Raw genomic sequence first — 20,075 nt, forward strand, 5'->3', positions numbered from 1 at the left:
ACGTTTATTCCTCTTCGTCCACGTGATGGGTGCTGAACGAACGCCAGACCAGAACCGGGATAATCAGGGTGAAGACAATCACTTCCTTGTAGGCGCTGGCCCAGAAGGACGAGAAGGACTCCAGCACGCCCACCAGCAGCGAGCCCGCGGCCGCCACGGGGTAGCTGGCCAGCCCGCCGATGATGGCGCCGACAAAGCCCTTCAGGCCGATCAGGAAGCCGGTGTCGTAGTACACGGTGGTGATGGGCGCGATCAGCATGCCGGACATGGCGCCGATGGCGACGGCCAGCGTGAAGGTCAGGCTGCCGGACATGGTGGTGCTGATGCCGACCAGGCGGGCGCCGCGGCGGTTGACGGCCGTGGCGCGCAGCGCCCGGCCATACAGCGTCTTGCCGAAGAACAGCCACAGGCCGATGATCAGGATGGCGCATGTCGCCACCACGAACAGGCTTTGCGCCGACCAGGTCATGAAGCCCAGGTCGACCTGGCCGCTGACGAAGGCCGGAGTGCGCCAGCCTTCGGCGCCGAAGAAGACCAGCGCCAGGCCGGTGAGCGCGAAGTGCACGGCCACGGAAACGATCAGCAGCACCAGCACGGTGGCTTCGGCCAGCGGCTGGTAGACGATGCGGTAGACCATCGGACCCATCGGGATCACCAGCAGCAGCGTCAGCAGCATGTTCAGCCACAGCGAATTTCCGGGTGCGGTGTAGGTCACGGTCAGCCAGAGCAACGCCAGCGGCAGAACCACACAGGTGGCGATGGCCTTGGGCAAGGCGGCTGCGCTGCGGGTGCGCAGCGCGCGCAGCAGCTCGAGCGCCAGGCAGACGATGCCCAGCAGCGGCAGGAGATAGGCGGTGCCCGGCACTTTGCCGTCCACCAGCATGGCCAGGGTCAGGGCGCCGAACGCCACGAACTCGCCCTGGGGAATGAAAATGACGCGCGTAACGGCGAACACCAGCACCAGAGCCATGCCCAGGAGGGCATAGATGGCGCCGTTGACGACACCGTCTTGCAGCAGGATCAGCGCAATTGAGGAATCCATCTAACAACCTTATTTATTCTGGTGTTCCGGCCGCACCCGGGACACTGATACGACACACCGGCCGGAAAGGCCGGTGCGAAGCATTGCTAGGGTGCCGCGCGGCGGGCGCCGCCGCGCTTTGCACACCCTTGGATCGGGCGATCCTGGAGGATTACAGGCCGGGCTGGTAGACCCACTTGCCGCCTTCCACCTTGACCATGACGCGCGAACGCTCGTCAAAGCCAGCGTGGTCCGTGGGCGACATGTTGAACACGCCTTGCGACGCGGCCAGGTCCTTCACGCCTTCCAGGGCATCGCGCATGGCGACGCGGAATTCCGGCGTGCCGGGCTTGGCGCCCGACTTCAGCGCCACGGGCAGCGCGGCCACGACCAGCTGGCCGGCGTCCCACATGTGGCCGCCGAACGTGTTGGTGGAACCGGCGCCATTGGCCTTTTCATAGGCTTCGACGTAGGCCAGGGCCGACTTCTTGACCTGGTTGCTATCGGGCAGCTGGGCCGCGACCAGCAGCGGGCCGGCCGGCAGCAGCATGCCGTCGCAGTCCTTGCCGCAAACGCGCAGCACGTCGTTGTTGGCGGCGCCGTGCGTCTGGTAGATGGTGCCGCCGTAGTTGCGGGCCTTCAGTTCCTTTTGCGGCAGGGCCGACGGAGTGCCGGCGCCGGCGATCAGGATGGCGTCGGGCTTGGCGCCGACCAGCTTGAGCACCTGGCCCGTCACGCTGGTGTCGGTGCGGCTGTATTTCTCGATGGCGACGATCTCGATGCCCTTGGCCTTGGCGGCCTTTTGCATCACGTCCAGCCAGCCGTCGCCGTAGGCGTCGGCAAAGCCGATGAAGCCCAGGGTCTTGACCTTGGACTTGGCCATTGCGTCAGCCAGGGCACCGGCCATCAGGGCGTCGTTCTGCGGGGTCTTGAAGACCCAGCGGCGCTTGTCGTCCACGGGTTCGACGATCTTGGCGCTGGCGGCCACGCTGATCATCGGCACTTTGGCTTCGGCAGCCACGTCGACCATGGCGAGCGAGCCCGGCGTGACCGAGGTGCCGATCAGCACGTCGACCTTGTCGTCGGAGGCCAGCTTGCGCGAGTTCTTGACGGCTTGCGTGGTGTCGGTGGCGTCGTCCAGGACGATCCATTCGATCTTCTGGCCAGCCACTTCCTTGGGCAGCAGCGCCACGGTGTTGCGCTCGGGGATACCCAGCGAGGCAGCCGGGCCGGTGCTGGACACGGTCACGCCAACCTTGACCTGGGCGTTCGCCAGTAGCGGCAGGGCCAGGGCAATGGCGGCAGCCGCCGCGGACAAGCCGAAGTGCTTGCGCATGTTTTTGTCTCCTGTGGTGGCTCTGAGGCGCCTCGGTCGAGGCAGGGCGAGCCTAGTTAAAGTTATACAGAAAAAAATATTATAGGGTTAAAACAGTATCAAATGACGATGCGCAACTCCGGTAATTCCCTGATGTGCTACGAAAAACGCAATTCAGCAAACGCATTCGTTAATGGCGAACTTGTACTAGAAAAGCTTTGCGGCCGTCAGTTGGGGGATTCCCTTGGACTGCGGCGCGCCTCTCAACGCCCCAACATCGGCCACACGCGCTCCACCCGCGACGCCACCCAGGCGGCAACCACGGCCTTGGCCAGGTCGCCGGGCAGGAACACCGCGACCGCCATCGCAGCCTTGGCCAAACCCATTTTCGTCACGGCGGCCAGCCAGGGCACGCCGCAGGCGTAGACCACCGCGATGCCGCCCACCACGCATGCCGCCAAATAGCCGGCGAACTTCCCCCAGCCGCCCGCGGCGCGGCCGGCCAGGCTGCGCGCCAGCCAGCCCGTCACGAAGGCGCCCGCCACCAGGCCGACGAGAAAGCCGCCGGTAGGCCCGAAAAAGGCGCCCAGCCCTCCCCGGCCTCCCGGCAGGACGGGCAACCCGACCGCCGCCAGCGCCAGGTACAGCAGGCAGGCCAGCGCGCCACGGACGGGTCCGAGCATTGCGCCCGCCAGCATGGCACCCAAGGTTTGCAGCGTGACCGGCACCGGTATGGCGGGCAGTGGAATCGGCGGGATCAGGCTCAGGACGACGATCAGCGCCGCGAACAGCGCAATCAGCACGGTATTACTGGATTTCACGGTTTTCCCCTTTGGGAGATGGAACTGGGCGCGCGGGCCTCAGTGGCTGCGCGCGTCTATCGCTTCGGATACTTCCTGCGCTCTTTTCAGCGTCAGCACGATCAAGGGCACGATCAGCGCGACCGGATTGGCGCCCAGGCCGCGCGCGGCCTGGGCTTCGCGGATTTCCTGGAAGTTGCGCCAGATCTCCGGCACGAAACGCAGGGCCAGCGCCAAGGCCAGCGCAACCTTGCCGGCATCGACAAGCCTCAGGCGTTCCAGTGGCATCAGCGCCTTTTCGCAGACGGCAATCAGATCCGAGGTGCGCGTGGCCAGCGTGACGGCCAGGGCCAGTCCCACCATCGCGCCTACGCGCAGCAGCACGGCCAGCGCCTCCAGGCCGCCCTGGAACCAGGCCGTGAACACGCCGACGGCCAGCAGCACCCAGGCCAAGCCCTTGACCTGCCGCCAGACGGCAGCCGCGGCCACGCCCGTGGACCAGACCAGCGCGGCGGCGGCCAGGAAGGCAGGCGCCAGCCAGCGCGGGTCGCGCAGCAGGAACAGGCCCGCGCCCGCCGCCATCAGCGCCAGCAGCTTCAGCCAGGCGGGCAGGCGGTGCAGAAAGGTATCTCCCGCGACGTAAAGCGGCTCCATCATGCGCAGTGCTCCCGGTACCAACGCAGCGCGGCGGCCGGCTGGTCATCGGCCGCGACGTTACCGTCGCGCACCACCACCACCCGGTCGAAATCCTCCAGCAGCTCCAGGTCGTGGCTGACGACGATGGCATCATGGGGCAGGCCCGCAATGGCGTCGCGCACGCGATTGCGATTGCGCAGGTCCAGCTGGGTGGTGGGTTCATCGAACACGATCAGCGCCGGTTCCATCACCAGCACTGCCGCCAGCGCCACCAGTTGGCGTTCGCCGCCGGACAGCGTGTGGCTGGTCCGGTCCGCCAGGTGACCGACGCCCAGGCTGCCCAACTGCGCATCGATACGGGCTTCGCGCTGCTGGCGGTCCGGGGACAGATGCTTCAGGCCGAACGCCAGGTCCTCGCGGACGATGGGGAAGACAATCTGGTTTTCAGGGTTCTGGAACACGAACCCGACCTGGCGGCGCACGGCCTTCAAGTCGCGCCGGGTGTCCAGCCCGCCCACCCGCACATTGCCGGCCGAGGGCAGGACCAGCCCATTGATCAGGCGCGCCAGCGTGCTCTTGCCGGCGCCATTGGGGCCGACGATGCCGATGCGTCGTTCGGCCAGCGTCAGGCTCACCCCATTCAGCACTTGCGCCTGGGGCGTGGAAACAACCGCCTGGTCAAACTCGATTAACATGGGGCGGGATTATGCCCGAACCATTTCGGGCATCGGGACTCCAAGAGCTCATATGGACAAAGTACGAAAATCCGACGCCGAATGGCGGGCCCAGCTTTCCCCCGAAGAATACGTCGTCGCCCGTGAAAAGGGTACCGAACGGGCATTCACCGGGCGTTACTGGAATACGTTCTCTCACGGCATCTACCGCTGCGTGGGCTGTGGCACGGCGCTGTTCGCTTCCGACACCAAATTCGACGCCGGCTGCGGCTGGCCCAGCTACTTCCAGCCGCTGGACCCTGAACTGGTGCGCGAAGAGCGCGACACCACCCACGGCATGGTCCGCACCGAAGTGCTGTGCAACGTCTGCGACTCGCATCTGGGACACGTCTTCCCCGACGGCCCCGAACCCACCGGACTGCGCTACTGCATCAATTCCCTGTCGATGACGTTTGAACCCATAGAAGACTGAATGAAGAAGTTCCTGTTCGACCTGTTTCCGCTGTTCCTTTTCTTCATTGCGTATCGGTACACGGACATTTTCATCGCCACGGGCGTCGCCATGGCGGCGGCCGTGCTGCAGATCGTCTGGCTGAAAGCGACGGGCCGCGCCACCGAGGCCATGCATTGGATCAACCTGACCGTCATCCTGGTGTTCGGCGGGGCCACGATCTGGCTGCACAGCGACGTCTTCATCAAGTGGAAGCCCACGGTGCTGTACTGGCTGTTCGGCGGCGCGCTGGTCTTTGCGCGCTTGCTGTTCGGCCGCAACCTGATCCGCCGCCTGATGGAAAAGCAGATCCAGCTGCCCGACGCCGCCTGGGAACGCCTGAACCTGGTCTGGGCCGGCTTCTTCCTGATCGCGGGTGCGCTCAACCTGTATGTGGCGTTTTCCGGCCACTTCACCGAATCGCAGTGGGTCAGCTTCAAGGCCTTCGGCCTGATGGGCCTGATGGTGGTCTTCGTGATCGGCCAGTCGATCTGGCTGGGCAAGCATATCCAGACGGAGGAACAGGCCCCCTCCTCCGACACCCCGCCCCCCCAGCCCTGATCCCTTCCGAAATCCATGGCCAGCGCGCCGCGCCGGAACCAACCCTCACTCCTCATGTCAGACACCACCGACCGCATTTCCCTGATCCGGGAGCGGCTAGCCGCCCTGGAACCTGTCAGTTTGGACATTCTGGACGACTCGCATTTGCATGCCGGCCACGAAGGCAGTAAAAACGGCGCCGGCCACTATCGCGTGATCATCGTAGCGCCTTGCTTCGCGGGGCTTTCGCCCGTTGCGCGGCATAGGCTGGTGTATCATCATTTGCAAGATTTGATCCCTTATCCGATTCATGCGCTTGCGCTAGATGCCCAGGCTCCCAAATAGAAAGTAAAAGGATATTCATGAAACGCATCGTCATGCTGGCTGCGGCCTGCGTCATCGCCGTGCCGGCTTTCGCTCAGAACGTGGCTACCGTCAACGGCAAGGCCATCTCGCAGAAGAGCCTGGATCAATTCGTCAAGCTGCTGGTCAGCCAGGGCGCCACCGATTCGCCGCAACTGCGCGAACAGGTCAAGCAGGAAATGATCAACCGCCAGATCTTCGTGCAAGCCGCCGAATCCAGCGGTATCGCCAAGCAGGCCGACGTCCAGACCGAAGTCGAACTGGCCCGCCAAGGCATCCTGGTCCGCGCCCTGATGGCCGACTACCTGGCCAAGCACCCCGTGTCGGACGCCAAGGTCACGGCCGAATACGAGAAGATCAAGAAGGAACAGGCCGGCAAGATGGAATACAAGGTCCGCCACATCCTCGTCGAAGACGAGAAGACGGCGAATGACCTGCTGGCCCAGATCAAGAGCAACAAGAGCAAGTTCAACGATCTGGCCAAGAAGAACTCCAAGGACCCCGGCAGCGCCGACAAGGGCGGCGACCTGGGTTGGGCTCCCCCGACCAACTACGTCCAGCCGTTCGCGCAAGCCGTGACGCAGCTGAAGAAGGGCGAAATGGTCGACAAGCCGGTCCAGACCCAGTACGGCTGGCACATCATCGTGGTCGACGACACCCGTCCGGTGGAATTCCCGCCGCTCGACCAGGTGCGCCCGCAACTGGAAGAAATGCTGCGCCAGCAAACCCTGGCCGACTACCAGAAGGAACTGCGCGAAAAGGCCAAGATCCAGTAAGCCTTGCCGCACAGATGAAAAATGCCCGCGCAAGCGGGCATTTTTTCGCCCGGATTTTCCTGCGCCGGGGTGGCACAGCCTCTGCTATGCCAGCGCCTGCCGCAGCTGGGCATCCCACAGACGGCCTTCCAGCAGCGGCGACAGATGGCCGTAGCGCCCAGCCACGCTGGTCTGGACAATATGGGCGGGATACGCGATCCGCGCCTTTGCGCCCGGATCGTCGGGCGCAAAGAGCTCGTCGGATACGCAGCGCAGCCAACGCACGGGCGTAGCGGTTTCCAGCAGCGCGTCGCGCACGTCGTAGCGGCAGGCGGACGTCCTGAGCGCCGCCATGGACCACGGTGAAAAACGCGCCGCCCAGGCCTGCGCCTCGGCCCGCAAGCGCTGCTCTGCGGCGGGTTCGCCCGCATCGGCCAGCCATTGCGCGTAGCCATAGCGACGCAGGGTTGCGCAGCGCAATTCGACCCATTCGTTCCAGGCATGCGCATCGCCCGCGTCGAGGGCGGCGGCGATGCGGCGCAGGCGCTGCGCGTCCGCCATGCTGCCGCCGCCGCGCGGCGCCGACGCCAGCGCCACCACCCGCCCGACGGGCAGCGGCGCGGCCACGGCCCACTGGAAGGCCTGATAGCCGCCGTAGGAAAAACCCACCACCGCATCCAGGCGCTCGACGCCGATCGCGCGCAGCCATTCCCCCTGCAGGCGCACGCCATCGGCAATCGATATGTCAGGAAATGCGCTGGCGGCCGCCCCGATCGGCGCGCTGCTGCCGAAACAGGATCCCAACGCGTTCGGCGCCAGCACGCAGGTATCGCGCGTGTCCAGCGCCGCTCCCGACCCCAGCCAGGGACTGGCCCAGCCGGCATCGGGATGGACCTCTCCCTCGGCCGCAAGCAAGGCCTGGTGGCTGCCGGATATGCCATGCAGCAGCAACACCACGGCGCGCGCGCGCTCCGGCGGCGGACCGTAGCGGGCCCAGGCCAGCCGGACCGGCGCCAGCGTTCCCCCGCCGTCCAATGGCAAGGCTTCCAACTGCGTCACGCCACCGGCGCGACCTGAGGGCTGACGGGTGGACATCGGCAGCGCCTAAACGGGACGTTCGCCCATGACCGTGGTGCGGTAGATCGTGCGCCGCATGCTGGCCGGCAGTTCACGGGTGGTGGCCTTGTGCATCACGCAGCGGTTGTCCCACATGACCACGTCGCCCGGCTCCCATTGCAGCGCGTACTGGTACTGCTCCTGCGTGCAATGCGCGAACAGGCGGTCCAGCAATTCCTGGCTGTCCGCCTCGCCCCAGCCAGACACCTCGGCGGTCATGCCGGGATGGACGTAGAGCGCCTTGCGGCCCGTCTCGGGATGCGTGCGCACGATGGGATGTTCGACGTCAGGCGTGCCGGCCAGTTGGCTGGCGTCCATCTTCACCTGGGTGCCTTCGTCGGCCCTGGTGTTCTTGCGCCGGTAGCGGTGCACCGCCCGCAGGCCCGCCAATTGGCTTTGCACGGCGCCGTCCAGTTCCTCGTAGGCCTGGTACATGTTGACGAACAGGGTGTTGCCGCCTTCCGGTGGAATCTGTTGCGCATTCAGAATGGTGGCCTTGGCCGGGCATTCGCGGAAGGCGAAATCCGAATGCCAGTACGAACCGCCGTCGGCGATGCCCGCCGGCACGCCGTTCTTGACCTCGTTGGAAAGCACGAATATCTCGGGATACTCGGGATGGTTGTACTGGGCCAGCACGTGGATATCCAGCTCGCCCAGGCGGCGGCTGAAGCGCAACTGGCCCTCGGGCGAGAGGCGCTGGTTCTTGAAGACCAGCAACTGGTGGCGCAGGAACAGTGCATTCACATCCGCGAAGGCAGCGTCGTCCAGGGTTTCCAGATCCACGCCATGGACGGCCGCACCGATCAGCGGGCTCAGGGGTATCGCTTTCATCATCAGGCTCCGGCAGAGGTTCAGGGAAGGCGGTGCACGCGGGCCTCGGTGCGCACCAGCGGCTCGGCGCCGTGCTCTCCGATCAGCACCGGATACTCCAGCCGCATGCCGCCCACGCCCGGGCGGTACAGGTGCGTGCCCAACGCCACCACCATGCCAGGCGTCACGACGTCGCGGCTGCGCAGGTTGATGAAGGGCCGGGTACGCGCGCAGGTGCCCAGGCCGTGGCCGAACAGGGGCAGGCCGAACTCGCTCAGTCCGTGCTTTTCGAACACGGCAATGCCGCGGCTGGCGCACTCCGCTATCGGCCGGCCCGGCGTCAACGATGCCAGCATGGTCTGCACGGTCTCTTCCCAGCAATCGATCAGCTTGCTCTGGACCGGGTCGGGCTTGCCCAGGAACACGGGCAATGCCGTATCCGCCATGTAGAGGTCCAGCAAGGGATGCAGGTCCAGGATCACGAATTCGTTCGGCTGGATGACGCGGTCGGTCGCCTGCTGAGTCACGCCGCGCAGGAATCCCGTGCGCTCGCCGGCCCCGACTTCGGTACCGCCCGTCACCGCCCAGGACCAGGTGCTGCCCCGTTGCCGGATCGCACGCTCGATTTCGCCGGCGATCTCGTTCTCGGTCGCTCCGACCCGCACCGCATTCATGCCCTGCTCGAAACCGTAGTCCGAGACTTCCGCCGCATGGCGCAGGCGCTCGATCTCGGCAGCGTCCTTGATCAGCATGACGTCGTCGATCACGTCCACGCCGTTCGCGAAACGGATGTCGGGCAGATGGCTGGTGAGGTCGAAGTACTCGGCCGCAGTCAGCATGCCCGGCGCCACCTGCGCCGCCCCGGGGTGCGACAGGTCCAGCGCCACCTTGCCACGCGTCAGTCCGTGATGCTCCAGGCGCTGGCGTATCAGTTGCGGAAAGTCGGAAAACTCGAACTCGTACATTTCCATCTCATGGCCTTCCACCCGCACTCGCGAGGCGTCCATGGCCCAGTAGATGAACTCGCAGTGGCCGTCAGCCGTGACCAGCACGGCGCCGCGCCAGGGCATGAATGCACCGCTCAGGTAGTGCAGCGCGCCCTGGCGGGTGCCCAGGTAGGCATCGAAGCCGAGTTCGCGCGCGTGTTGGGCGACGCGCTTGCGGCGCGCCTGAAAATCGATGGACTGCATGTGTCACTCCTCCTTGGAGATTCAGGAAACGGATGCGCCGGAAGCCTTGACGACAGGCGCCCATTTCTCGGTTTCATCGGCTGTGAAGCGCGCAAAGTCGTCGGGCTTGCTGGCCACCGGATCCGCGGCCTGCGAAACAAGTTGTTCGCGCACGCGGGGATCGGCCAGCGCCTTGGCAATTTCCTGCTGCAGGCGTTCGACGATGGGACGCGGCGTGCCGGCGGGCGCGAATACGCCGATCCAGGACGTCATGGCATAGCCCGGCAGGGTTTCGGCCACGGTGGGGATGTCGGGTGCGGCTGGGGAACGTTCCGGCCCGGTCACGGCGATTGCGCGCAGCTTGCCGGACTTGATCAGGGGCTGGGCGATGACCAGGCTGTCGAAGGCCAGGTCGGCCTGTCCGCCGATCACGTCCGTGAGCGCGGGCAGGCTGCCCTTGTACGGGATGTGCTGCATCTGCACGCCGGCCATCTCGTTGAACAGTTCGCCCGACATGTGCATGGACGTGCCGCTGCCGCCCGAGGCGCGGTTGAGCTTGCCGGGGTTGGCCTTGGCATAGGCGATGAGGTCTGCCACCGAGTGGATCGGGAGCTTCGGGTTGACCACCACCACCAGCGGATACGACACGACCTGCGTCACCGCCGTGAAGTCCTTCAACGGCTGGAACGGCATGGACTTGTACAGGGTCTGGTTGATGGCGTTGGTGCCTATCGTGCCCATCAGGATCGTGTAGCCGTCCGGCGCCGCCTTGGCCACGGCGTCCGCCCCGATATTGCCGCCCGCCCCGGGCTTGGCCTCGACGATGACCGATACGCCCATGCTCTGCGTCATGCGTTCGGCCAGCAACCGGGTGACGATTTCAGTAGGTCCGCCGGCCGCGGCGGGCACGACGAAGCGGATGGGTTTGCTGGGATAGGCCTCGGCCGCGCCGGCGGCGGAACTGGCCGCCGCCCCCGCCGCCAGGGCGCATGCGCCCAAGGCGCGCAATAGTCTCCTGCACATGGCATGTCTCCGTTGTTGCGGGACGTACCGGGCGGGTGCCCTGGCCGACCCATCTAATTAACGAACAATTGTTCGCTAATTGGCATTTTATGAAGATTGCCACGGATGTCAAACTACAATCGAGCCTCCAACGACAAGACTGCCGATACATGGACACGACATTGCCGGAACCGAAAGAAAGGAAAGAGGAGTTTCTCGACAGCCTGGCCAACGGCCTGCAATTGCTGCAGATCTACGCCACGGGCGTGGCCAGCGTGACCGTGCAGGAGGCCGCGGAACAACTGGACGTGACGCGCGCGGCGTCGCGGCGCATTCTGCTGACGCTGGAAAAACTGGGCTATGTGCGGCAGGACGGCAGGAATTTCTCGCCCACGCCCAAGGTCATGGACCTGGGTTATGCGTATTTCGCTTCGCTAAGCCTGCCCAAACTGACTCGCGCGACCATGCGCGAAGTCGCGCAGACCGTAGGGGAAACCTGCTCGCTGGGCGTGCTGGACCGGCAACATGTCGTGTTCCTGGCGCGCGAAGAAGGCCCCAAGCTGCTCAAGCTGGACCTGTCGGTGGGCAGCCGCCTGCCCGCCTACGCCCACTCCCTGGGCCGCACGCTGCTATCGACGCTGGACGACGAGGCGCTCGACGCATATCTGGAAAGCGCGGACCTGAAGCGCCTGACGCCCTACACGACCGTGTCGCGCAGCGCCCTGCGCAAGCTGATCCGGCAGGTGCGCCAGGACGGCTACTGCATTTCGGTCAGCGAATTGGTGGATGGTTTCGCGGGCGTGGCCGTGCCGCTGTACAACCACGAAGGCCGCGCGGTGGCGGGCCTGAGCGTCAGCATGGTGCTGGGCTCCCGCCAGCCCGACGAATTGAAGCAACAGCATCTGCCGGCCTTGCAGCGCGCCGCCGCCGCCATCCGCGACATGATGCCGCGCAGCACCATCTGATTCTGTGCCTGGGCGGGCGGCCTCAGCCGCCCTGTTCGCCCAGCAAGGCTTTCAGGCCGTCCTCGTCCAGCACCGCCACGCCCAGTTCCTGGGCCTTGGCGAGCTTGCTGCCGGAGTCCTCGCCGGCCACCAGATAGGCCGTCTTCTTGGACACCGAACCGCTGACCTTGCCGCCCGCCGCCTGGATGCGCATCGAGGCTTCTTCGCGCGTCCAATTGGGCAGCGTGCCTGTCAGCACGAAGGTCTTGCCGGCCAGCGTCGTAGCCTGCGGCGCAGCCTCGGCCACGGGATTCACGCCCTGCGACTTCAACTGCTCGATCACGTCGCGATTGTGCTGCTCGGCGAAGAAACGGCGGATCGATGCCGCCACCACCGGCCCCACGTCGGGCACGGAGGACAAGGCGTCTTCATCGGCGTCCATGATGGCGTCGATGCTGCCGAAATGGCGCGCCACGTCGCGCGCCGTGGTCTCGCCCACATGGCGGATGCCCAGCGCGTACAGCAGGCGGTTCAAGCCGGGGGCGCGCGCCTTGTCGATGGCGGCCACCAGGTTGTCGGCGGACTTCTGGCCCATGCGGTCCAGGCCTACCAATTCCAGCGGACGCAGGCTGTACAGGTCGGCCAGGGTCTTGACCCGGCCGCTGTCGACCAGTTGATCCACCAGTTTTTCGCCCAGGCCTTCAATGTCCAACGCCTTGCGGCTGGCGGCGTGCCAAAGCGTCTGCTTGCGCTGCGCGCCGCAGAACAGGCCGCCGGTGCAGCGCGCGATGGTCTCGTCTTCCAGGCGTTCGATGGCCGAGCCGCAGACCGGACAGGCCGTGGGCATGACGAATTCACGGGCGTCGTCCGGCCGTTTTTCCAGCACCGGGCCCAACACTTCCGGGATCACGTCGCCCGCGCGACGCACGATGACCGTGTCGCCGATGCGCACGTCCTTGCGCCGGATCTCGTCTTCGTTGTGCAGCGTGGCGTTGGTGACGGTGACGCCGCCCACGAACACCGGCTTCAGGCGCGCCACCGGCGTGATGGCGCCGGTGCGGCCCACCTGCACCTCGATGTCGAGCAAGGTGGTGGTGGCTTCCTCGGCGGCGAACTTGTGCGCCAGCGCGAAGCGCGGCGCGCGCGCCACGAAGCCCAGCACCTTTTGCGCGGGCAGCGAGTCCACCTTGTAGACCACGCCGTCGATGTCGTAGGGCAAGTCGGGCCGCAGCGCGCCGACCTTGGCGTAGAAGGCCATCAGGCCCTCGGCGCCGCGCGCGCGGTGGTTGTGCTTGACGTTGACCGGCAGGCCCAGCGAGGCCAGCCAGTCCAGCATGGCGCCATGGGATTTCTCGGGCAATTGCGAGGCTTCGGCCGCCCCCGCCGAGGCTTCGGCGAACAGCCCTCCCTGGGAGCCCGCCAAGCCCTGGACCTCGCCCCAGCCATAGGCAAAGAAGCGCAGCGGCCGCTTGGCGGTGATGCGCGGATCCAGCTGACGCAGGCTGCCCGCGGCGGCGTTGCGCGGATTGACGAAGACTTTTTCGTCGCGCTTGGCCTGGGCCTGGTTCAGTTTTTCGAAGTCGGCGCGGTTCATCAGGACTTCGCCGCGGACTTCCAGCACCTTGGGGTATGCCCCTTTGAGCTGCAGCGGAATCGCCTTGATCGTGCGGATGTTGGAGGTGACGTCTTCGCCCGTCTGGCCGTCGCCGCGGGTCGCGGCCTGCACCAGGCGGCCGTCCTCGTAGCGCAGGCTGATCGCCAGCCCGTCCAGCTTGAGCTCGCAGAAGTAATCGGCTTGCTGCGCCGGCCCCAGCAGACCCGCGCCGCGCAGCGTGTCGGTGACGCGGCGGTCGAAGGCGGTCACGTCTTCTTCGTCGAAGGCGTTGCCCAGCGACAGCATCGGCACGACATGGCGCACGCTGCCAAAGGCCGAAACAGGCGCCGCGCCCACGCGTTGCGTCGGCGACTCAGGCGTCACCAGCTCCGGATGCTCGGCCTCCAGCGCCTGCAGTTCGCGCATCAGCCGGTCGTACTCGGCGTCCGAGATCGACGGATCGTCGTAGACGTAGTAGCGGACGTTGTGCTGTTCGATTTCGGCGCGCAAGCGCGCCGCGGCCTGCGCCGCGTTTTCACCGCCAGTCGCGCCGCTCATTTATGCAAACACCCTTAGGGCGCGCTCGCTGCCAGCGGGCAGGCCCGCTTGTTCGAGCTGGCCGAACAGCACCTGCAGACGCTCGTCGATGACCGTTTCCGAACCATCGGCCAGCGGCTTGCCCTGGTCGTCCACCAGGTCCGCGCGCAGGCGAGCGGCCAGGTCGCGGCCCACGTCGACCATGCGGCCGAAAGCGCGCTCGTCCGCCGGGCTGCAAGGCACGTCCAGTAGCAGGTACAGACGTTCGATGCCGCCCATGCCGGCATCGAATGCCGCACCGTCGCCGCGCGCCAGCGTGAAACGGGCTACGCCGTTTTCCGCCAGCCAGGCCAGGCGGCTGCCGTCGGCAACGAAGCCCATGTCGCGCGCCACGGACAGGACCTCGGCGGCGGGCTGGGCGGCGCCCAGCAGCAGGGTCAGGCCGACCTGGGTGTCCAGGGCGGCGCAGGTGTCGTCCAATCGGGCGCCCTGCTCCAGTACGGCCTGCTGGTCCGGACCTTCGATGGTGGCGTCGAAACGCTCGGCCATGTCCTGGGCGCGAGCCCAGGCCTGCGACCATTCGATGGCGGTCAGCGGGCCGCTGCGATTGGCCAGCAGCACGGCCAGCTGCATGGAGGCGTAGGATTCGCCGGCGTGGACGCGCGCGCGGTGGCGGCGCTGATCGGTTTCGGCGAACACGCGCATGGGCTTGCGGCCCACGTGGCGCAGGCTTTGCATGTAGGGCAGCAAATCGGCGCCGCGCACGGCGTCGGCGAAGTTGATCTCGATGACCACCTCGCAAGCGGGATCGGGTTCTTCGGTATCGTCGGCATCGCTGCCGGCATCGACCGGGGCCTGCTGACCGGGCTGGGCACGGGCGCTCTCGCCGCCCATGCCAGGCTCACGGCGCGCCGCTGCTGCGCCCGCGGTTGCAGACGCGCCGGCTGCCGCGCCCGCCCCCAACAGCGGATCCTGCTCGGTGGAGGGGAAATGGGTCTGCATCTTGCGCCGGACGCGCCGGTCCTGCCACCAGTTGAATCCCAGCACCAGCAGTATCAGCAATACGCCCAGGGCTATCAGCCCGATCTGCAAATCACTCATGTATCAATCCCGCGCCGAAACCCCGACGCCCTTCTGAATATTGGGTTTATGCCGCTTCGGAGGCCATCATCTGGACGGCCGAGTCTATGTCTACCGCAACGATACGCGAAACCCCTTGCTCTTGCATGGTTACACCGATCAGTTGCTTGGCCATCTGCATCGCGATCTTGTTGTGCGAGATGAACAGGAACTGGGTCTGCTCGCTCATGTTGGCGACCAGGTTCGCATAGCGTTCGGTGTTGGCGTCGTCCAGCGGCGCGTCCACCTCGTCCAGCAGGCAGAACGGCGCGGGGTTGAGCTTGAACAGCGCGAACACCAGGGCGGTCGCGGTCAGGGCCTTTTCGCCGCCGGACAGCAGGTGGATGGTGCTGTTGCGCTTGCCTGGAGGCTGAGCCATGACCTGCACCCCGGCATCGAGGATTTCCTCGCCCGTCATGGTCAGCTTGGCCTCGCCGCCGCCGAACAACTTGGGGAACAGCTCGCCGAAGTGGCCGTTGACGACGTTGAAGGTCTCTTGCAGCAGCTCGCGGGTTTCGCGGTCGATCTTGCGGATGGCGTCCTCGAGGGTCTCGATGGCGGTCATCAGGTCCTGATGCTGCGAATCGAGGAAGCCCTTGCGCTCGCGCGAGGTATTCAATTCGTCCAGCGCCGCCAGGTTGACCGAGCCCAGGGCTTCGATCTGGCGTGAAATGCGGCTGACTTCGGACTGCAGCCAGCTGGCGCGGCGCCATTCGTCGGGCTGATTGGCCAGATCCTGGGCGAGCGCCTCGCGGTCGACCTCGCGCGCGTTCAGCTGTTCGGTGAACTGCTCTTCAGCCAGGCGCGCGGCCTGTTCCTGCAGCTGCAGTTCCATGATGCGGGCGCGCCGCGGCTCCAGCGTCTGTTCCTGCTGCAGGCGGTCTTCGTCCGCGCCGCGCAGCAGGGCCGCCAGATTTTCCAGTTCCTGGCGGGCGCGCGACAGCGCTTCCTCGCGCTCGGCGCGCGCTTCCAGGGCGTCCTGCAAGCCAGCCTGGGACGCCGAGGCGTCCAGCTCGGCCAGGTCCACCAGCAGCTGTTCCAGCTCGACGCTGCCGCGCTGGCTTTGGTCGGCCGCCAATTGCTGGTTGCGCTGCAGATCGGTGATACGCACCTGGATGCCGCGCTCGGCGAATTCGGCTTCCTGGGCGGCGCGTTCCAGTTCGCGCAGGCCGGCGCGGGCTGCTTCGGCCTGCGCCGCCAGGGTTTCACCGTCGATCTCGGCGTCGGCGAAACGGGATTGGTGTTCGGCCAGCTCTTCGTCCAGCGCCTCGAAGCGGGCTTCCGCCTCTTCGCGGGTGGCGCGCAGGTCTTCTTCCTGGACCTTGATCTCTTCCAGGTCCTGGCGCAGACGCGAGGCGCGCTCGCCGGACTGTTCGGCCTGCTGCTGCAGGCGCGAGTGTTCCAGCTGGATGTCGTGCACCCGGCGCGTGACCTCGGCCACGCGCTGGCGCGCCGGGGCGATGGCCTGGGACACTTGCTGCCAGGCGGCTTCGGCGCGGGCGACCGCGGCGCGCGCCTGGTCGGCGATCAGTTGCTGGGCCTTGATCTCGCGTTGCAGGTTCTCGATTTCCTGCTGGCGCGCCAACAGGCCGGCCTGCTCGGAATCCGGCGCGTAGAAACGCACGCTGTGGGCGTCGACCAGATGGCCGGCCTTGACCACGCAGGCGCCGCCCGCGGGCAGGCTGGCGCGCATGGCCAGCGCCTGGGTCACGTCGGTAGCCGTGTAGATGCCGCCCAGCCACTCATTCAGCAGCGTGCGCAGGTCGGGATCGGTGATGCGCAGCAGGCTGGCGAGCGACGTCAGGCCGGCGGGCGCGGCAGGCGTCGGCGCCGCGGCGGGCAACTGGTAGAAAGCCAGCCGGGCCGGCGGCGCATCTTCGGCGAAGGCGCGGGCCCAATCCAGGTTGCGCACTTCCATGGAAGCCATGCGCTCGCGCAGGGCGGCTTCCAGGGCGGTTTCCCAGCCGGGTTCGATGTGCAGCTTCTGCCACAGGCGCGACAACCCGGCCAGTTCATGCTTGGCCAGCCAGGGTTCCAGCGCCCCCTGCTTCTGCACGTCTTCCTGCAGCTTCACGAGGGCCGACAGGCGGGCTTCCAGGCGCGCCAGGTTCTGCACGTCGGTCTGGGCGGCGGCCTGGGCGCGGCTGCGCTCGGCGTCCGCTTCGGGCACGCGGCCTTCCAGGGTGGCCAGCTCTTCCTGGGCTTCCTCGAGCTGGTCTTCGCCGGCGGCTCGGTCGCCAGCCAGTTGCTCCAGGCGCACCGGATCGGGACTGTGCAGTTCGCGCAGTTCCTGTTGCAGGCGCTCGCGGCGCTGGTCCAGGGCCTGCATCTGGCGGTCCGCGTCGCGCTGCGACTGGGCCACCAGGGCAAGATTCTGCTCGACGCGGGCCAGCGCGGCGCGCATCTCGTCGCGCCCCGAGGCGGCTTCGCGCACGCGCTGCTCCACGGCCGGCAGCGCGGCCTGGGCGTCCTCGGCCTTGGCGCGCGCCTCTTCGGTGCGGGCGGCGCCGGCGGCCAGGTCTTCCTCGGCCTGGGCGATCTGTTCGGTGCAATGCTCGCGCTGGGCGGTCCACTCGCCGATCTGCTGCTGCAGCTGATCGCGACGCGCCTGCAGGCGGTTGCGGGAATCCACCACGTGACGGATTTCGGCTTCCAGGCGGCTGACCTGCGCATTGGCTTCGTACAGCCCGCCCTGGGCGGTGTGCACCGCGTCGCTGGCGGCGTAGTGGGCCTGGCGGCGGGATTCCAGCGCAGCTTCGCCCGCCCGCAGGCCGGCGATGGCGGCTTCCAGTTCATTCTGGGCCTGGGCCATCTCCTGGGCTTTCTTGGCGCGCTCTTCGCGCGCGCCGGTTTCCTTCAGGAACCACAGCGCATGCTGCTTCTTTTCGCCGTCGGCCTGGAGTTCGCGGTAGCGCGTGGCCACTTCGGCCTGCGCTTCCAGCTTTTCCAGCTGATTGTTGAGTTCGCGCAGGATGTCTTCGACGCGGGTCAGGTTTTCGCGCGTGTCGGACAGGCGATTCTCGGTCTCGCGACGCCGTTCCTTGTAGCGCGACACCCCTGCCGCCTCTTCCAGGAACACCCGCAGTTCTTCGGGGCGCGCCTCGATCAGGCGGTTGATCATGCCCTGGCCAATGATGGCGTAGCCGCGAGCACCCAGGCCGGTGCCCAGGAAGATGTCGTGGATGTCGCGGCGGCGGACCTGCTGGTTGTTGACGAAGTAGCTGCTGGTGCCATCGCGGGTCAGCACCCGGCGCACGGCGATTTCCGCGTAGGTGCTCCACTGGCCGGCGGCGCGCCCCTCGCTGTTGTCGAACACCATTTCCACCGAGGCCCGCGCCGCGGGCTTGCGGTTGCCGGAGCCGTTGAAAATGACGTCCTGCATGGACTCGCCGCGCAGTTCCGAGGCCTTGGCCTCGCCCAGCACCCAGCGCACGGCGTCAATGATGTTCGATTTTCCGCAGCCATTGGGACCCACCACGCCCACCAGTTGGCTGGGCACGGGAATCACGGTGGGATCGACGAAGGACTTGAAGCCGGCGAGTTTTAGCTGAGTAAGACGCACAGTACGATGACGACGGGGTGGGTTGAACGAAAGGCGTTAACGGACCTGCCGCACAGATTGCAAACCGGCCCCTGGAGGGCCGGCGCACATATGGGTCGTATGATACCGCAGGCAGTCTGTCCCCAAACGTCAGCAAGGGTCAAGGCGTGTTGTCCCTGAGGCTTGCCGGCGGTCAATCCGCGGGCAAACGCTCAATGGCCGCCGTCTGGGGTCCGGCTATACTCCCTGACACTTTTTTGCACGACACATAAATTTTCACGCGGACTGGCCGGGGCCAGGCCTGAGAACGGGGACATTCTTGAAACGTGGTTTCTATCTGGTCATGGCCGCGCAGGCCTTCTCGTCATTGGCGGACAACGCGCTGTTCATCGCAGCCATCGCCTTGATACAGGAACTGCATGGGCCGGACTGGATGGCGCCCATGATGAAGTGGTCGTTTGCGCTGGCTTATGTCGTGCTGGCCGCCTTTGTCGGGGCACTGGCGGACTCCTTCCCCAAGGGCCGCGTGATGTTCTCCACCAATGCCCTGAAAGTGACCGGCTGCATGCTGATGTTCTCGTATGCCAGCATCGGCGTCGCCCCCGAATACCAGACCTACCTGGTCTGCGCGGCCTACGGCATCGTCGGCATCGGCGCCGCGGCCTACTCTCCCGCCAAGTACGGCATCGTCACGGAAATGCTGCCCCCGGCCATGCTGGTCAAGGGCAACAGCTGGATCGAGGGCCTGACGGTCTTCTCCATCATCCTGGGTACGGTGCTGGGCGGCCTGCTGATCTCGTCCTCGGTTTCCACCGCCCTGCTCAGCCATTCCTTCATCGGCAAGCTGGTCCACACCCCGGCCGAAGCCGCGATCCTGGTCATCGCCTTCGTGTACCTGCTGGCGGCGCTGTGCAACCTGCTGATTCCGCACACCCACGTGCGCTACCCGCCGCAACAAAAGAACCCGGTACGGCTCATCCGCACCTTCTGGGGCTATGTCTGTGTGCTCTGGAAAGACAAGCTGGGCCAGATCTCGCTGGCCGTCACCACCCTGTTCTGGGGCGCGGGCGCCACGCTGCAGTTGATCGTCATCGAATGGGGCCGCAGCCATCTCGGATACCAGCTGGACAAGGCCTCGATGCTGATGGGCGTGGCCGCGCTGGGCACCGTCGTCGGCTCCATCCTGGCCGGCCGCATTCCGCTGCGCCGCGCGCTGGCCGTGTTGCCGGTCGGCGCCGCCATGGGCCTGGTCGTGCTGCTGATGCCGCTGGTCTACTCGCCCTGGAGCGTCTACCTGCTGCTGCTGATCACGGGCGGCCTGGCCGGTTTCTTCGTGGTGCCGATGAACGCGCTGCTGCAGCACCGCGGCCACGTGCTGCTGTCGGCCGGCCACTCCATCGCCGTGCAGAACTTCAACGAACAGCTCAACATCCTGCTGATGGTCGCCATGTACACGCTGCTGCTGTGGCTGCAGCTGCCCATCAACATCATCATCGTGATCTTCGGCACTGTTGTCGCCGTGCTGATGGTGGTCTTCATGCGCTGGAGCAAGCGCAACCTGCAGGCCAACCCGGAACTGCACGACCAGATCGGCCAGGAAGGCCATGGGCGCGCGCTGGACTCCACGCACTAGGCGCGCGATTCCGCTG

Annotated in this window: 18 protein-coding genes; 6 read left to right on the top strand and 12 right to left on the bottom strand. The window is 66.4% G+C overall.

The genetic code is table 11. The features are described from left to right. Positions 1 to 4: 4 nt before the first annotated feature. From AC1RHV_RS22230 to AC1RHV_RS22250, 5 genes are all read right to left on the bottom strand, one after another. A complete protein-coding gene (locus AC1RHV_RS22230) occupies positions 5 to 1,042 on the bottom strand; it encodes a branched-chain amino acid ABC transporter permease (protein ID WP_054450548.1) in 1,038 nt (345 codons plus the stop codon). A 151-nt stretch (positions 1,043 to 1,193) separates the two neighbouring features. After that, positions 1,194 to 2,357 carry an ABC transporter substrate-binding protein gene (locus AC1RHV_RS22235; protein WP_054450546.1) on the bottom strand — a complete coding sequence of 388 codons (1,164 nt, stop codon included), beginning with the start codon at positions 2,355 to 2,357 and terminating at the stop codon, positions 1,194 to 1,196. Between the two features lie 242 nt (positions 2,358 to 2,599). Further along, on the bottom strand, positions 2,600 to 3,157 hold the full coding sequence (locus AC1RHV_RS22240; RefSeq protein ID WP_054450544.1) for a biotin transporter BioY: 558 nt from the start codon (positions 3,155 to 3,157) through the stop codon (positions 2,600 to 2,602). A 39-nt stretch (positions 3,158 to 3,196) separates the two neighbouring features. Next, positions 3,197 to 3,793 carry an energy-coupling factor transporter transmembrane component T family protein gene (locus AC1RHV_RS22245; protein ID WP_054450543.1) on the bottom strand — a complete coding sequence of 199 codons (597 nt, stop codon included), beginning with the start codon at positions 3,791 to 3,793 and terminating at the stop codon, positions 3,197 to 3,199. Then, positions 3,790 to 4,467, bottom strand: coding sequence for an energy-coupling factor ABC transporter ATP-binding protein (locus AC1RHV_RS22250; RefSeq protein WP_054450540.1), 678 nt, complete (start codon positions 4,465 to 4,467; stop codon positions 3,790 to 3,792). Before AC1RHV_RS22250 ends, AC1RHV_RS22245 begins: the two co-directional genes overlap by 4 nt. A gap of 52 nt (positions 4,468 to 4,519) precedes the next feature. Between AC1RHV_RS22250 and msrB the strand changes: the two genes are divergently transcribed. The 4 genes from msrB to AC1RHV_RS22270 are packed head-to-tail and all read left to right on the top strand — an operon-like array spanning position 4,520 to position 6,615. Further along, positions 4,520 to 4,918 carry a peptide-methionine (R)-S-oxide reductase MsrB gene (msrB, locus tag AC1RHV_RS22255; RefSeq protein ID WP_054450538.1) on the top strand — a complete coding sequence of 133 codons (399 nt, stop codon included), beginning with the start codon at positions 4,520 to 4,522 and terminating at the stop codon, positions 4,916 to 4,918. After that, positions 4,919 to 5,497, top strand: a complete 579-nt coding sequence (locus tag AC1RHV_RS22260) for a septation protein A (RefSeq protein WP_119450986.1) — start codon at positions 4,919 to 4,921, stop codon at positions 5,495 to 5,497. A 54-nt stretch (positions 5,498 to 5,551) separates the two neighbouring features. Continuing rightward, positions 5,552 to 5,821 carry a BolA family protein gene (locus AC1RHV_RS22265; RefSeq protein WP_082400667.1) on the top strand — a complete coding sequence of 90 codons (270 nt, stop codon included), beginning with the start codon at positions 5,552 to 5,554 and terminating at the stop codon, positions 5,819 to 5,821. Positions 5,822 to 5,838: 17 nt separating this feature from the next. After that, the gene (locus AC1RHV_RS22270; RefSeq protein WP_054450534.1) at positions 5,839 to 6,615 is read left to right on the top strand and encodes a peptidylprolyl isomerase; all 777 of its coding nucleotides are present in this window, start codon (positions 5,839 to 5,841) and stop codon (positions 6,613 to 6,615) included. Positions 6,616 to 6,699: 84 nt separating this feature from the next. Here the strand turns inward: AC1RHV_RS22270 and AC1RHV_RS22275 are convergent, their stop codons facing one another. From AC1RHV_RS22275 to AC1RHV_RS22290, 4 genes are read right to left on the bottom strand one after another with little or no spacing between them, the layout of a single operon-like run. Next, a complete protein-coding gene (locus AC1RHV_RS22275) occupies positions 6,700 to 7,689 on the bottom strand; it encodes an alpha/beta fold hydrolase (protein ID WP_492301995.1) in 990 nt (329 codons plus the stop codon). A gap of 9 nt (positions 7,690 to 7,698) precedes the next feature. After that, positions 7,699 to 8,541 carry a TauD/TfdA dioxygenase family protein gene (locus tag AC1RHV_RS22280; protein WP_225588992.1) on the bottom strand — a complete coding sequence of 281 codons (843 nt, stop codon included), beginning with the start codon at positions 8,539 to 8,541 and terminating at the stop codon, positions 7,699 to 7,701. A 20-nt stretch (positions 8,542 to 8,561) separates the two neighbouring features. Continuing rightward, positions 8,562 to 9,710 carry a M24 family metallopeptidase gene (locus tag AC1RHV_RS22285; RefSeq protein ID WP_054450530.1) on the bottom strand — a complete coding sequence of 383 codons (1,149 nt, stop codon included), beginning with the start codon at positions 9,708 to 9,710 and terminating at the stop codon, positions 8,562 to 8,564. Positions 9,711 to 9,731: 21 nt separating this feature from the next. Continuing rightward, entirely contained in the window at positions 9,732 to 10,712 is a 981-nt protein-coding gene (locus AC1RHV_RS22290) for a Bug family tripartite tricarboxylate transporter substrate binding protein (RefSeq protein ID WP_054450527.1), read from the bottom strand. A gap of 149 nt (positions 10,713 to 10,861) precedes the next feature. Between AC1RHV_RS22290 and AC1RHV_RS22295 the strand changes: the two genes are divergently transcribed. Next, positions 10,862 to 11,656 (top strand): IclR family transcriptional regulator domain-containing protein, encoded by a 795-nt coding sequence (locus AC1RHV_RS22295; protein WP_082400663.1) that lies wholly within the window; start codon positions 10,862 to 10,864, stop codon positions 11,654 to 11,656. Positions 11,657 to 11,678: 22 nt separating this feature from the next. Here AC1RHV_RS22295 and ligA read toward each other — a convergent pair whose 3' ends face one another. Genes ligA through smc form a run of 3 tightly spaced genes read right to left on the bottom strand, consistent with a single transcriptional unit; the run spans position 11,679 to position 18,447 of the window. Then, positions 11,679 to 13,787, bottom strand: a complete 2,109-nt coding sequence (ligA, locus tag AC1RHV_RS22300; protein ID WP_492301998.1) for an NAD-dependent DNA ligase LigA — start codon at positions 13,785 to 13,787, stop codon at positions 11,679 to 11,681. After that, a complete protein-coding gene (locus AC1RHV_RS22305) occupies positions 13,788 to 14,867 on the bottom strand; it encodes a cell division protein ZipA C-terminal FtsZ-binding domain-containing protein (protein ID WP_492302000.1) in 1,080 nt (359 codons plus the stop codon). A gap of 46 nt (positions 14,868 to 14,913) precedes the next feature. Then, positions 14,914 to 18,447, bottom strand: coding sequence for a chromosome segregation protein SMC (smc, locus tag AC1RHV_RS22310; protein WP_054450521.1), 3,534 nt, complete (start codon positions 18,445 to 18,447; stop codon positions 14,914 to 14,916). Positions 18,448 to 18,745: 298 nt separating this feature from the next. Here smc and lplT point away from each other — a divergent pair, with 298 nt between their 5' ends. Continuing rightward, entirely contained in the window at positions 18,746 to 20,059 is a 1,314-nt protein-coding gene (gene lplT / locus AC1RHV_RS22315) for a lysophospholipid transporter LplT (RefSeq protein WP_054450519.1), read from the top strand. The last annotated feature ends 16 nt before the right edge of the window (positions 20,060 to 20,075 follow it).

This window comes from Achromobacter sp. GW823-FHT04E03 (assembly GCF_058796095.1).

Bases quoted from the DNA above. Each gene is read 5' to 3' on its own strand.
- AC1RHV_RS22230 (WP_054450548.1), bottom strand. From the start codon at position 1,042: ATGGATTCCTCAATTGCGCTGATCCTGCTGCAAGACGGTGTCGTCAAC.
- AC1RHV_RS22235 (WP_054450546.1), bottom strand. From the start codon at position 2,357: ATGCGCAAGCACTTCGGCTTGTCCGCGGCGGCTGCCGCCATTGCCCTG.
- AC1RHV_RS22245 (WP_054450543.1), bottom strand. From the start codon at position 3,793: ATGATGGAGCCGCTTTACGTCGCGGGAGATACCTTTCTGCACCGCCTG.
- AC1RHV_RS22250 (WP_054450540.1), bottom strand. From the start codon at position 4,467: ATGTTAATCGAGTTTGACCAGGCGGTTGTTTCCACGCCCCAGGCGCAA.
- msrB (WP_054450538.1), top strand. From the start codon at position 4,520: ATGGACAAAGTACGAAAATCCGACGCCGAATGGCGGGCCCAGCTTTCC.
- AC1RHV_RS22260 (WP_119450986.1), top strand. From the start codon at position 4,919: ATGAAGAAGTTCCTGTTCGACCTGTTTCCGCTGTTCCTTTTCTTCATT.
- AC1RHV_RS22265 (WP_082400667.1), top strand. From the start codon at position 5,552: ATGTCAGACACCACCGACCGCATTTCCCTGATCCGGGAGCGGCTAGCC.
- AC1RHV_RS22270 (WP_054450534.1), top strand. From the start codon at position 5,839: ATGAAACGCATCGTCATGCTGGCTGCGGCCTGCGTCATCGCCGTGCCG.
- AC1RHV_RS22275 (WP_492301995.1), bottom strand. From the start codon at position 7,689: ATGTCCACCCGTCAGCCCTCAGGTCGCGCCGGTGGCGTGACGCAGTTG.
- AC1RHV_RS22280 (WP_225588992.1), bottom strand. From the start codon at position 8,541: ATGAAAGCGATACCCCTGAGCCCGCTGATCGGTGCGGCCGTCCATGGC.
- AC1RHV_RS22285 (WP_054450530.1), bottom strand. From the start codon at position 9,710: ATGCAGTCCATCGATTTTCAGGCGCGCCGCAAGCGCGTCGCCCAACAC.
- AC1RHV_RS22290 (WP_054450527.1), bottom strand. From the start codon at position 10,712: ATGTGCAGGAGACTATTGCGCGCCTTGGGCGCATGCGCCCTGGCGGCG.
- AC1RHV_RS22295 (WP_082400663.1), top strand. From the start codon at position 10,862: ATGGACACGACATTGCCGGAACCGAAAGAAAGGAAAGAGGAGTTTCTC.
- ligA (WP_492301998.1), bottom strand. From the start codon at position 13,787: ATGAGCGGCGCGACTGGCGGTGAAAACGCGGCGCAGGCCGCGGCGCGC.
- AC1RHV_RS22305 (WP_492302000.1), bottom strand. From the start codon at position 14,867: ATGAGTGATTTGCAGATCGGGCTGATAGCCCTGGGCGTATTGCTGATA.